Source organism: Halomarina rubra (assembly GCF_023699475.1).
GTDB classification, from domain to species: Archaea; Halobacteriota; Halobacteria; order Halobacteriales; family Haloarculaceae; genus Halomarina; species Halomarina rubra.
On sequence record NZ_JALXFV010000005.1, the window covers coordinates 150975 to 163385 of the forward strand.

At 69.7% G+C, this 12411-nt stretch carries 14 protein-coding genes and 2 tRNA genes; 13 read left to right on the forward strand and 3 right to left on the reverse strand.

All coding sequences use genetic code 11. The features are described 5' to 3' along the window. Positions 1-86 precede the first annotated feature (86 nt). The 7 genes from M1L36_RS10530 to M1L36_RS10560 all read left to right on the forward strand — a co-directional run bounded on the left by M1L36_RS10530 (position 87) and on the right by M1L36_RS10560 (position 4768). The gene (locus tag M1L36_RS10530) at positions 87-413 is read left to right on the forward strand and encodes a DUF7344 domain-containing protein (RefSeq protein WP_250873694.1); all 327 of its coding nucleotides are present in this window, start codon (positions 87-89) and stop codon (positions 411-413) included. 57 nt (positions 414-470) lie between these two features. After that, positions 471-1358, forward strand: coding sequence for a fructosamine kinase family protein (locus tag M1L36_RS10535; RefSeq protein WP_250873695.1), 888 nt, complete (start codon positions 471-473; stop codon positions 1356-1358). A 187-nt stretch (positions 1359-1545) separates the two neighbouring features. Further along, entirely contained in the window at positions 1546-2151 is a 606-nt protein-coding gene (locus M1L36_RS10540; RefSeq protein WP_250873696.1) for a GAP family protein, read from the forward strand. A 54-nt stretch (positions 2152-2205) separates the two neighbouring features. Beyond that, the gene (locus M1L36_RS10545) at positions 2206-2703 is read left to right on the forward strand and encodes a DUF7992 family protein (protein ID WP_250873697.1); all 498 of its coding nucleotides are present in this window, start codon (positions 2206-2208) and stop codon (positions 2701-2703) included. Positions 2704-2811: 108 nt separating this feature from the next. Beyond that, positions 2812-3933: an oxidoreductase gene (locus tag M1L36_RS10550; RefSeq protein ID WP_250873698.1), complete on the forward strand. Its 1122-nt coding sequence runs from the start codon at positions 2812-2814 to the stop codon at positions 3931-3933. Positions 3934-4009: 76 nt separating this feature from the next. Then, entirely contained in the window at positions 4010-4363 is a 354-nt protein-coding gene (locus M1L36_RS10555; RefSeq protein WP_250873699.1) for a hypothetical protein, read from the forward strand. A 33-nt stretch (positions 4364-4396) separates the two neighbouring features. After that, positions 4397-4768 (forward strand): hypothetical protein, encoded by a 372-nt coding sequence (locus M1L36_RS10560; RefSeq protein WP_250873700.1) that lies wholly within the window; start codon positions 4397-4399, stop codon positions 4766-4768. A 46-nt stretch (positions 4769-4814) separates the two neighbouring features. On the opposite strand, the gene M1L36_RS10565 is transcribed toward M1L36_RS10560, so the two are convergent. After that, a tRNA-Thr gene (locus tag M1L36_RS10565) sits at positions 4815-4886 on the reverse strand. A 50-nt stretch (positions 4887-4936) separates the two neighbouring features. Then, complete coding sequence (locus M1L36_RS10570; protein WP_250873701.1) at positions 4937-5557, reverse strand: DUF7114 family protein; 621 nt, start codon at positions 5555-5557, stop codon at positions 4937-4939. A gap of 60 nt (positions 5558-5617) precedes the next feature. Between M1L36_RS10570 and M1L36_RS10575 the strand changes: the two genes are divergently transcribed. Together M1L36_RS10575 and M1L36_RS10580 are read left to right on the forward strand one after the other, a co-directional pair. Next, complete coding sequence (locus M1L36_RS10575; protein WP_250873702.1) at positions 5618-6358, forward strand: enoyl-CoA hydratase/isomerase family protein; 741 nt, start codon at positions 5618-5620, stop codon at positions 6356-6358. An 87-nt stretch (positions 6359-6445) separates the two neighbouring features. Then, positions 6446-8422: an alpha/beta hydrolase family protein gene (locus tag M1L36_RS10580; protein ID WP_250873703.1), complete on the forward strand. Its 1977-nt coding sequence runs from the start codon at positions 6446-6448 to the stop codon at positions 8420-8422. 30 nt (positions 8423-8452) lie between these two features. Here M1L36_RS10580 and M1L36_RS10585 read toward each other — a convergent pair whose 3' ends face one another. Further along, positions 8453-9283, reverse strand: coding sequence for an NAD+ synthase (locus M1L36_RS10585; RefSeq protein ID WP_250873704.1), 831 nt, complete (start codon positions 9281-9283; stop codon positions 8453-8455). A 295-nt stretch (positions 9284-9578) separates the two neighbouring features. Between M1L36_RS10585 and M1L36_RS10590 the strand changes: the two genes are divergently transcribed. The 4 genes from M1L36_RS10590 to M1L36_RS10605 all read left to right on the forward strand — a co-directional run bounded on the left by M1L36_RS10590 (position 9579) and on the right by M1L36_RS10605 (position 12373). Further along, positions 9579-9649 (forward strand) — tRNA-Gly (locus tag M1L36_RS10590). A 326-nt stretch (positions 9650-9975) separates the two neighbouring features. After that, positions 9976-10560, forward strand: coding sequence for a class I SAM-dependent methyltransferase (locus M1L36_RS10595; RefSeq protein ID WP_250873705.1), 585 nt, complete (start codon positions 9976-9978; stop codon positions 10558-10560). A gap of 67 nt (positions 10561-10627) precedes the next feature. Next, entirely contained in the window at positions 10628-11428 is an 801-nt protein-coding gene (locus M1L36_RS10600; protein ID WP_250873706.1) for an enoyl-CoA hydratase/isomerase family protein, read from the forward strand. Between the two features lie 93 nt (positions 11429-11521). Next, on the forward strand, positions 11522-12373 hold the full coding sequence (locus tag M1L36_RS10605; protein ID WP_250873707.1) for an SDR family oxidoreductase: 852 nt from the start codon (positions 11522-11524) through the stop codon (positions 12371-12373). The last annotated feature ends 38 nt before the right edge of the window (positions 12374-12411 follow it).

Genomic DNA, 12411 nt, shown 5'->3' on the forward strand with positions numbered 1-12411 from the left:
CACCACGATAGCGTGGTGTCGTTGTCAAGTACCCCCGACAATCGTGGCACCGAACACACCCGGTTCGGGACGAACCTACTGGCAAGATGGCACAGAACGGACTGCGACGACCGACGACGGACTCCCCGACCGCCCGGACGACGCCCGACGCTGACCACACCTTCCGACTGCTCGCCGACGACGAACGCCGCACCCTCCTCGGCGCGTTCGAGGAGGCCGAGCACGTCGCCGTCGAGGACCTCCGCGACCACATCGCCGCCGACGCCGACGACCGCGACCACGCCAGCATCCGCCTCCACCACGTCCACCTCCCGAAGCTCGCCGACGCGGGCCTGCTCGACGTCGACGCCGACGGCGACGTCGTGACGCCGACCGACCGCGGTCGAGCGCTCGCGAGTCGACTCGAAGCCTGAGCCACCGCGTCGCCCGACCGAAACTGATGGGCGACTCCGGGCGCAACCTGCGAGCGCATGGTCGAGGGACCCACCGACGCGGACGAACCTCAGACGTGGCGCGACGAACTGGAGGCGGCCCTCGAGGGACGGGTCGTCGCCGTCGCCCCCCTCGACGGCGGGGTCACCGGGCGCGCGTTCCGCGTGGACCTCGCCGACGGCCGTCGCGTCGTCGCCAAGACCGCCCCAACCCCGCTCACCGTCGAGGCGCGGATGCTACGGTACCTCGCCACCCACTCCTCGCTCCCCCTCCCCGACGTCCGCTACGCTAGCGACGACCTGCTGGTGCTCGCGTTCGTCCCCGGCGACGACCCCGTCACGCCCGCCGTCGAACGCGACCTCGCCGACCACCTCGCCGCCCTCCACGACGAGACCACCGACGCCTGCGGGTTCCCGTTCGACACCACGGCCGGCCCCCTCCCGAAGCCGAACCCGTGGACCGAGTCGTGGCCCGCGTTCGTCCGCGACCACCGACTGCGCTACTACGCCGCCCTCGCCGCCTCGGACGCGGCCCTCCCGGCCGCCCTGGTGGAGCGACTGTGGCGACTCGGCGACCGACTCCCCGACCTACTCGACGACCCGGCCGCGCCCGCGTTGCTCCACGGCGACGTCTGGACGCAGAACCTCGTCGTCGACGGCGACGGCGTGGCGGCGTTCCTCGACCCCGCGTGTTACTACGGCCACCCCGAAGCCGAGGTGACGTACGTGTGCTGGACCGAGACCGCCGGCGAGACGTTCGTCGAGCGCTACCGCGACCGGGCAGGGCTGGCAGCAGGGTTCGAGACCCGCCGCGCGGTGTACGAGGTCGTCTTCTACTGCCAGCAAGCGTGGTGGTTCGTCGACGTCGACCGGCGCGACGACCTGCTCGTCGGCCTCCGTGACCGACTCGACCGCCTGAGTGTCTGAGAAGTAGTCAACGAATTGATTACTACGGCTCACGTACCGGTAGCGAGATGCGAGGCAGGGGCTGGGGCGACGGAGACCGGAGCGGTCGGCCGCGAGCGACCGTGCGAGGAACTGCGACGCGGGGAGGGTCGCGCTCGCGTGGCGCGACGACTGAGCTGGCCGGCCGCGCCACCCGGGAGGGGTGGTCGTGAGCTTCGCGACCATCCTCCCGCTCGCCGTCGTCATGGTCGCCGGGCCACAGCTCCTCAGCGCCATCTTCCTCGCGACGAGTCGGCAGTGGCGACGGAACTCGCTGGCGTACGTCGTCGGCGCGTCGCTCTCGATCACCGCCATAGTGCTGCTGGCCTACACGCTCGGTGGGGTCGCCACCGGCGGGTCGGAGTCGCGACCGCTGCTCACCGTCGTCATCGTCGTCGCCCTGCTCGCGGCGATGGTCCACACCTACCTGACCCGCGAGCAGTCGGAACCGCCGTCGTGGATGGGGAAGCTGGAACGCGCCTCCCCGCGGTTCTCGTTCCGACTCGGGTTCCTGTTGCTCGGGTTCTTCCCGACGGACATCCTCACCTCGGTCGCCGTCGGCTCCCACCTCGCGTCGAACGACCTCCCGGTCACCGACTCGCTGGGGTTCATCGGGCTGACCCTCCTGTTCATCGCGCTACCCGGCCTCGCCGTCCTCGGACTGGGAGAGCGCGCCGAACGGACGCTCCCGACCATCCGCGACTGGATGAACGACAACGCCTGGGTCGTCAACGAGGCCGTCCTCGCGTTCTTCGTCGTGCTCACCCTGACGTGAGCGAGGGTCCCCGGCGAGCGCTTGGTTATGTGTCTCCGTGACATACCATCGAGTATGGGACTGAGCGTGACGCCCCCCGACCCGCCCGTCGTCGACGGTGGGGCCGTCGACGAGGAGTACGACGCAGAGCGCCGTGGGGACCTACAGGCGTACCTCTCGCTCGACAACGCGTGGGGCGAGGCGTTCGACGAGTGGGCCACCGACACCTCGCTGACCGACGACGACCCCGCCACGGCCGTCGTGCTCCGCCTGATTCCGACGCTCGACTTCTACTGGTACGCCGCCCGCGACCGGGTCGAGTACGACGCGCCGACGGTGCCCGACGACTGGCCCGACCGCGAGGCGTACGCCGACGTCGACTCCTGGTCGACCGCCTCGACCGTCGACGAGGAACTCGACAGCCTCGGCGCGACCGTCGCGAACACGCTCGACGACTACTTCCTCGACTGGGAGCCGACCGGGCGACGCCACTCGACGTACCACGAGATGTTCGGCGACCAGTTCAACGGCGGCGACGACGACTACCTCGAACCGCCGAGCGAAGAGCGCTGACCGTCTCCCACTCTCGGGGCTATCGTGTGCATCGCTACCGTACGGACAGTGTACGGCCCGTGCAAACCCGGAGGGCGTACTTACTGCGCGCGGCCGAACCGAGAGTCGATGCCAACGGACCACGACGCGCTGTTCGAGGCGTTCTCGTTCGACGACCTGACGGTCGACGGCCGGGTCGGTCTCGCCCCGATGACCCGAACGAGCGCGACCGCGGACGGTCGCGCGACCGAACGGATGGCGCGCTACTACGCCAAGTTCGCCCGCGGTGGCTTCTCCTTCCTCCTCACCGAGGGCGTCTACACCGACGCCGAGTACAGCCAGGGCTACGAGAACCAACCCGGCCTCGTCACCGACGACCACGTCGAAGCCTGGCGGCAGGTGACCGAGGCGGTCCACGACGAGGGCACACCCATCTTCGCCCAGTTGATGCACGCCGGGGCCATCTCGCAGGGCAACCCCCACACCGACGAGACCGCCGGCCCCTCCGCGATTCGGCCCGACGGGGAGAAGTCCGGCCTCTACGGCGGCGAGGGGGAGTTCGACACCCCGAAGGCGCTCACCCACGACGAACTCGACGACGTGCGCGAGACGTTCGTCGCCGCGGCCGAGAACGCCCGTGCGGCCGGCTTCGACGGCGTCGAACTCCACGCCGCCAACGGCTACCTGCTCAACGAGTTCCTCGCCGCCGACGCCAACCGGCGCGACGACGAGTACGGCGGCGACGTCGAGTCGCGAGTGCGGTTCCCCGCCGAAGTGCTCGCCGCCGTCCGCGAGGCGATGCCCGAGTCGTTCGTCGTCGGCATCCGCGTCTCCCAGGAGAAGGTCAACGACGACGGCTACGAGTGGCCCGGCGGTGAGGACGACGCCGAAGTCGTCTTCGCGGCGCTCTCGGAAGCCGGCGCGGACTACCTCCACGTCACCGAGACGGACATCACCGCCCCCGCCTTCGGCGACGACGGTCCGACGCTCGCGGCGGCCGCCGTCGAGTACGGCGACGCCCCCGTCGTCGCCAACGGTGGTCTCGGCGACCCCGAGACCGCTCGCAGCGTGCTGGAAGCCGGTGCGGACCTGCTGACCCTCGGGACGAGCGCGCTGTCGAACCCCGACTGGCCCGAGCAGGTCGCCCGCGGCGAGGACCCCGACCCGTTCGACTTCGAGGGCATCCTGCTCCCCTCGGCGACCATCGGGGACGACGAAGTGCCCGAGACGGACGTGGCGTCGCTGGACTGAGACGACCGATCGTTCGCCCACCGAAACGTGTCGGGGTTCGGAAACGTTTTCTCGTGTGACTGGCGTGGTAGTGACGATGCCGTGGAGCCACGAACTCGGGTCGGACGACGTCGAGTACAGCGACTGCCCGGTCGACGACGGACCGGCACCTGGTGGCGACGACGTCCACCGTGGTGACGTGGCCGAACTGACGGTCACCGACGGTACGGAGCATCTTACGCTCGAGCTCCAGTTCTGGCAACCGCTCTGGACCCCGGAGACGGTCGCTCACGACATGGAGAGCAAGGCCGGCTACCTCGCGTGGCGACTCGACGACCAGTCGGGTGCCTACGGCGTCCTCGACGGATACGCAAAGCGCGTCTGGTTCGGCCTCGAACGGCCCTCCATCGGTGGGCCGTCGTACTCGTTCACCACCGTCGGCCACGACTAGCGCGACGAACTGTACTGGGCGAACTACCACCGGTTGTACGAGAACTACCCACTTCGGCAGACCGGCCCCCTCCAACGCACCGACCACGACCCGCAGGTCGACCACGACGGGCCGACGAGCGACGTGTACGAGTTCGTCAGCGAGATACTCGCAGACGACTTCCACTGTCGGCTCCAGCTGTGGCGGCCCCCGTCGTGCGACGCGGTGTTCACCGCGCTCCGCTGGACGAGCGCCGAGATCCACGGCGACGGCTACGAGGCACAGTGTGGCGTCCTCGGGCGGTCCACCCTGTTCTCCGACACGGGGACGACGGTCTCGTTCGAGGACGAGGCGTTCGCGACGGTGTACGGTCTCGCGGGCGACCTGCGGACGGAGTCTTCGGAGGGACTGACGTTCGTCGAGTAGTCGGTGTCCGGGAAGCGTTACTGTCGGAGAAAGTGAGTTCGGAAGAAGCCTAGGCCGGGATTTGAACCCGGGCTCTCGTCCTTACCAAGGACGCGCTTTACCGCTAAGCTACCCAGGCACGCTGAGTGCGTTTTCAGAGTGCCACGACTCGACTTTAGGCGTTTCGATTCAGTGGTCGGCGAACGCCCCGGTATCACGTCGCACGCGGTCGGCGACGTCGTGGTCGGCCAGCGTCGCCGCCGGCGGGAACGGCGCGTCGAGCGTGCCCGCCAGGTCCGACGCCATCGTCCGGAGCGCGTCGGTCGGGTCGCCGCCGCCGGCCGTCGCTCCCGCGACGACCGCCAGGTCGAGCACGTCGGCTTCGAGGGTCGTCGGGTCGCTGTCGCCGCGCTCGCGACGTTCGGTCTCGTCGCGGCCGAACGCGCGAACGACGCCGACGGCGGCCTCGGCGGCCTCGGTGCGCGCGAGGAGGTAGAACCCCCGAGCGACCAGCGCGTTGGCCGCGAGGACGTGCATGTCGCCGGTGTCGCGGTCCCCCGAGAGCCACGGCTCGGTGTCGGCGAGCGTGCGGGTGAGACGGAGCCCGTCGTAGACGAGTTGGACGCCGGCGGCGCGTTCGAGGAGCGAGTCGCCCGCTGCGCCGTGGGACCGGCCGACGAGCGTCGTCACCACCCCCGGGACCATCGAGCCGTCGTCGATGAACGCGTGCAGGTCGTCGCGGAGCCGTTTCGGCTCGATGTCGTCGACCGACGCACGCGCAGTCCGACGGACGGCGGCGGCGTCCTCCATTGCTTCGAGATAGCCCCGGAACACGCAAAGACCTTTGGAAACCGCATCCGAGCGACGGTCGTGCTCCGAATCGAGGACAGCGCGGGCGTCCGGACGGTGACACTCGACCGACCCGAACGACGCAACGCGCTCACCCCCGCGATGCTCGACGACCTCGCCGCCGCCGTCTCCGACCCTCCGGAACCGGTCGTCTACCTCCGGGGGGCGGGCAGTGCCTTCTGTGCGGGCGCGGACCTCGACGCCGTCGCCGACGTCGCGGCCGCGACCACGACCGATGGCGACACCACCGACGGCGACACCACGGATACCGACCCGGCGGCCGCCTTCGCCGAACACGGCCAGCGGACCGCCCGCGCCATCGCCGACTCCTCGGCGGTCGTCCTCGCGGGAATCGACGGCGCGGCCCGCGGCGGTGGCGTCGAACTCGCACTCGCGTGTGACCTCCGGGTCGCGACCGACGCGGCCACGTTCGCCGAGACGGGCGTCACGTTCGGCCTGTTCGGCGCGTGGGGCGGGACCGTCCGTCTCCCGCGAATCGTCGGCGAGGGCAACGCGATGGACCTCACGCTCTCCGGGCGCGCCGTCGACGCCGACGAGGCGCTCCGGATGGGGCTGGTCTCCCGGGTGGTCGAGGACCCCGCGACCGTCGCCCGCGAACTGGCCGACAACGACCACGCCGCGCTCGAACGGGTCAAGCCGCTGCTCCGGAGTCGCGGGAGCGACGACGACCGGGAGACGGCCGAGGCTGGCGTGTTCGCCGACCTCGTCGCCCGGAACGCCGACGCGCTCCGGCGGGACTGAGCGGTAGGTAGCCCCCACCGAACGGCCCGAAGGACGTCCGGGTCCCCCGGACTTTTCACGAGGTGGTCCGTCGCCCCGGGAGAGACGATGGACGGGTTCCTGCCGGCCCTGGACGGGCACTACGACGCCGCCGACCAACTGACTCGGTACCTCCGGCGACGAGCGGAGGCGCAGTTCGAACGCACTCACGCGGAGAAACGTGCCGTCGACACCCGCGAGGAGTACGAGGACCGCCGCGAGCGCGTCCGCGAGTGGTTTCTCGACCGCATCGGCGGACTGCCCGACCGCCCGGAAGCCCTCGCGATGGAGACGGTGGGAACGGACGACCGCGACGGCTATCGCGTCGAGCGCATCGTCTTCGAGAGTCACCCGCGATTCCACGTCACCGCGAACTGCTACGTGCCCGAGAGCGAGGTGCCTCACCCCGGCGTGCTGTTCCTCTGCGGACACGTCGACGCGGGGAAGGCCGACCCGCTCAACCAGCGCGCGTGTATCGAACTCGCGACGAACGGCGTCCTCGTGCTGGTCGTCGACTCGCTGGGGCAGGGCGAGCGCGAACAGTACCCCGACACCGACCTCGGCGCGGACGTCGTCCGCGGCGGCGTCTCCGAACACTGCTACGCTGGCCAGCAGTGTCTCACCGCGGGCGCGACGCTGGCGCGGTACGTGGTCCACGACGACCGCTGTGCGCTGGACGTGCTCGCTACCAGGGACGACGTCGACTCGGAGCGACTCGGCGTCGTCGGCACCTCCGGCGGCGGCCTCCGGACCCAGTTCCTCGGCCTGCTCGACGACCGGGTCGCCGTCGCCGCCCCCTGCTGTTCGGTCACGACGCGTGCCGAGTGGCTTCGGACGGGCAAGCGCATCGACGCCGAGCAGTTGCTCCCGGGAGCCATCGCCGACGGCGTCGACCACGACGACTTCCTCGCCGCGATGGCTCCGCGACCGCTCCTCGTCGGGGCGGCCGCCTCGGACCAGTACTTCCCCGTGGAGGGCGTCCACGATGCGGTCGAGCGAGCGCGGCGAGTGTACGACCTGTCCGACGTGGCCGACCGCCTGGAACTCGTCGTCGCGGACGAGCCACACTGCTCGGTGTACGACCTCGGCGACCCGGTGTACGAGTGGCTCTGTGCGCACCTCGGCGTCGGGGAGTACTCACCTCGTGACGAGCACGCGGTCGTCGACCCGTCGGCCCTCGACTGCACCACCGACGGAGCCGTCCTGACCGCCTTCCCCGACGAGCGCACCGTCACCGACCTGCTCCGTTCGGACCTCGACGCGGACCGTCTCCGAGCGGCGTCTGCCGGCGACCCGCGGGAGGACGAGGCCGCGAGCGATGTCCGACTCCGCGACCGACTCGTCGAGCGGTTCGACCTCGACCGGTCCGCCGCCGACCGACACCCGCGAACCACCCGCCAGACCGAGACGGACGGGTTCTCGGTCGAGCACGTCTGGTTTCGCACCGAACGCGACCCGGACGTCGTCGTCGCGGGCGTGCTCGTCTCGACGCTCGGCGTCCCGGCCCGCTCGCCCGCGGTCGTCTGTTACGAGGACGGCACCGAGGCCGTCGCGGACCCCGACCGGGCCGCAGAACTGCGCGAACTGGCCGCCGAACGGGGCACGGCGTTCGCGTTCGACCCGCGGGGCGTCGGGGCGGTCCGGAACCGAGAGATACCGATTCCGCACTGGGTCGACGCGTACGACGGCGTCTACGGGACCGAGTTCGAACTGGCGTACGACGCGCTGGACGACTCGCTGTTCGGGATGCGCGTGTTCGACGTGCTGTGTGCCGCCGCGTTCCTCCGGTCCCGGACGGACAGCCAGACGGTGTCGCTCGTCGGGGAGGGCGTCGGCGCGTACCACGCGCTGTACGCCGCGGGCGCGGACGAGCGCGTCGACGCCCTCGGCCTTCGCGACCTCGGTCCGAACTTCCGCGAGATGGCGACGAGTCGCGACTACCCGTACGACGCGCGACTCACCGTCTCCGACGTGCTCGACTGCGACGTCCCGGACGTGTTCGCGGCGCTGGACGAACGTGGCGTCGCCGTCGAGCGCGGGGGTTGAGAGAACCGCGCGAGGAGGGTTCGGGCCGACTCAGAGCGAGAGCGCGTCGGGCGCGGGCGGCATGTGGCGTTTGTGCTCGCTCGTCGCGTACAGTTCGTCGACGCGGTCGATCACCGACTCGTCGACGTCCAGCGTGCTCGCCGTCGCGGCCGTCGAGAGGGGGCCGTCGACGTGGAGGACGAGCACCGCGTCGAGCAGGTCGTAGCTCAGCCCCATCTCCTCCTCGTCGGTCTGGCCGACCCACATCTCGGCGCTCGGGGGCTTCTCGACGAGGTCCTCGGGGACGCCGACGTGGTCGGCGAGTTGGCGAACCTGGCGCTTGTAGAGGTTGCCGATGGGGTTGCAGTCGACCGCCTGGTCGCCGTACTTCGTGTAGTAGCCCGTCAGCGTCTCCGAGCGGTTGCCCGTCCCGAGGACGATGCGCGACTCTGCGTTGGCGACGAAGTAGTTGAGCACCCCCCGCGTGCGGACCCGGACGTTTCCGAGGGCCATCCGGTGGTCCTCGCCTGCGGGGTAGGCGTCGACGAACGCGTCGACGATGGGTTCGATGTCGACGACGTCGTAGTCGATACCCAGCATCTCGGCCACTCGCTCGGCGTCGCTCATGTTCCCCTCGGTGTTGACGTCGCTGGGCATCACGAGGCCGTGGACCGCCTCCGCCCCCAGCGCCTCGACGGCGAGGTGGGCGGTCAGCGTCGAGTCGATACCTCCCGACAGGCCGATGACCGCACCGTCGGCCCCCGCGTCGTCGACCACGCTCCTGACGAACGCCGTGATGTGCTCGCGGTGGGCCTCCAGTTCCGACTCGGAGAGCGTGAGGTCGACGGGCAGGTCCTTCGGTCGGGCGACGGCGTCACTCATGGTCGTATCGAGGCGTTCGACCGACTAATAGCTGCCCTGTCACGCGATATTTCCGACCGTTCGTCCATCGAGAGTGGGTACCTCGACCCGAACTGAACGACGGGGTTCCGACCGGCACGACTCCTCGGCGTCGCGATGAGACGCTACGTTCAAGTGGGGTGATGCAGAACAACCAGTGCTGACAGAACCGAGACCGTTGGCGAGCGGTCCCGAAGGGACGCGAGTCTCGGTGTGAGCCGCGCGGGACCGAAGGTCCCGCTGGAAACCGGCGACGCAGTCGCCGGTGACGAAGGGAGCACCGTTGGTCCAGTGGTAGGACATTGGCTTCCCAAGCCAATAGCCCGGGTTCAATTCCCGGACGGTGCATTTCTGTCCGAACGGCAGTGAGGACGAAATCAGTAGGTGGGAATTGAAGTAGACGAGACGCACGCAGCGAAGCGAGCACGTCTCGGCGTGGTTCAATTCCCGGACGGTGCATTTTGCGAGTCGCGAACGCGACGAGCAAACGCTCTACTTCAGAATCGAACCAGCGAGCGACTGCAGGGAGCGAGTGGGGTTCGATTCCCCGACGGTGCATTCTGCTCGGAACGAGCGTGAAGAGCGACCGCGCTACCGTGGGCGTCATTTCCGGCGACCCACTGCAGTCGAGTTCGGTTCGGAACCACTTTCACCGACAGGTCTGTGCGGAAGGCATGGACGAGGTCTCCCGCACACTCGACGCCTACAGTACCGACGCCGACGCGTACGTCGAGAAGTACCGTTCGGAGTCCGTCGCCGCCCGCTACGGTGCGGCGTTCCGCGATGCCGTCGAGGGCCTCGACGGCGAACGGGTGCTGGACGTCGGCTGTGGCCCAGGCGCGGACGTCGAGACGTTTCTGAACACGGGGTACGACGTGACTGGCCTCGACCTCACACCCGGGTTCCTCCAGGCGGCGGCCGACCGCCACCCCGAGGCGTCGTTCGTCCACGGAGACATGCGGCGGTTGCCGTTCGACGAGGGGACGTTCGACGGACTCTGGAGTTCGGCGTCGTTCCTCCACGTCCCGCGGGCGGAGGCGGCGGGGACGCTCCGGGAGTTCCGTCGAGTCCTCCGTCCCGAGAGCGTCGTCTACCTCTCGGTGAAGTCGAGCGAGCGGGCCACTCACGACGCGAACGACCGCCACTTCGTCTACTACCGTCCCGAAGAGGTGACCGACCTGTTCTCCGAGAACGGGTTCGAGACGACCCGTGTCGAGACCACCGACAACTGGGTCGCGGTGCTCGCGGTACCGAACTGAGCCACCCGCCGCGACGGCCGGGGCACCCGCCCGCGGACTTTTGGCACCACCACCCGAGCGCTAGTCCATGTCACACGAGGCGTTCACCGCCGAGAACGGGTACGCTCGCGTCGAAATCGACGGCTACCGCGCGGACGTACTCATCGACCGGGCCGACAAACGCAACGCGATGGACCGGGCGGTCATCGCGGACCTGACGGACGCGTTCGACCACGTCGCCGACCGAGAGGACGTGCGGGCGGTGACGCTACTGGGCGAGGGGCCGGTGTTCTGTGCGGGGATGGACCTCCCGATGATGCGCGACAGCGGTGCGGCGCTCCACGAGGTCATCGGTACGGAGTTGCGGGCGCTGTTCGAGCGCATCGAGCGATTCCCGCGGCCGGTCGTCGTCGGTATCAAGCGCGCCGCCGTCGCCGGCGGGTTCGAGTTGACCCTGCCGGCGGACTTTCGCATCATCGGTGCGGAGGCGAAGTACGGCGTCGTCGAGGTGAAACTGGGCGTGTTCCCGAGCGGCGGGTCGACCCAGCGCCTCCCGCGACTCGTGGGCCTGGCGCGGGCGAAAGAACTCGTCCTGACCGGCGAGTACGTCGCCCCCGAGGAGGCCGAACGGATGGGGCTGGTCAACGACGTCGTCCCCGACGACGAGGTCGACGAGCGCGCCCGAGCGTTCGCCGACGGACTGACCGAGAACGCACCGCTCGGGATGGAGCGCGCCCTGCGGGCGTTCGACCACGCGCTCGACGTGCCCCTGGAGGACGGCCTCGACGTGGAGGGCTACCTCGCCGCGCCGCTGTACGACACCCACGACCACGAGGAGGGGTTCGGCGCGCGCATCGAGGGCCGCGACCCGGAGTTCGAGGGGTGCTGAGAGCGGCGACGGTCGGGGAACGTCCGGAGGACGACGCGGGGCGGCGATTGCGGTGAGGGGAACGTTATTGTGACCGGTCGGCCACGTTGGGGTATGAGTTTCCAAGCACCCGACCTGAGCGGGCGAACCGCCTTCATCACCGGCAGCACCCGCGGTGTGGGCAAGGAGATCGCACTCGCGCTGGCCGACGCCGGCTGTAACGTCGTCTCGACGGGCAAGACCGTCGACGACAGCGACTCCGACCTCGAGGGCACCATCCACAAGACCGCCGAGGCGTGCGAGGAGCGTGGCGTCGACGCCCACGCCATCCAGCTCAACCTCCGGGAGACCGACCAGATTCACGACGCCGTCGAGGAGGCAATCAACGTGTTCGGCGAGGTCGACGTCGTCATCAACAACGCGAGCGCCATCCAGCTCGCCGCCGTCGAGGAGATGCCCGCCAACCGCTTCGACCTCGTCACGGACGTCAACGTCCGGGGAACGTACGTCACCTCCCGAGCGTTCATCCCGCACCTCAAGGAGATCGGCGGCGGCCACATCCTCACCAACGCCCCGCCCGTGAAGCTCTCCAGTGCGCCCGGCAAGGCCGCCTACTCGTGGGCGAAGATGGGGATGACGTTCGTGACGCTCTCGCTCGCCCAGGAACTGCGCGGCGACGACATCGCCGCCAACGCGTTCTGGCCGGTGACGGCCCTCGACACCCGCGCGACCCGCTACTTCGGACTTGGGACCGAAGACGACTGGCGCACTCCCGACATCCTCGCGCACACGGTGCTCGAACTGCTCGACCGCGACCCAAGCGAGTTCACCGGACAGGCCGTCTACGACGAGGACCTCCTGCGCGAGGTCGGCGTCGAGGACTTCTCGGCGTACAACTGCACGCCCGGCGACCCCGCACCGACCTCCGCACAGATGTTCGACCCCGACTTCCAGCGCCCGGAGTAGTCGGTACCGACCCATCCGCGGCCGTCGACAGCGACCCG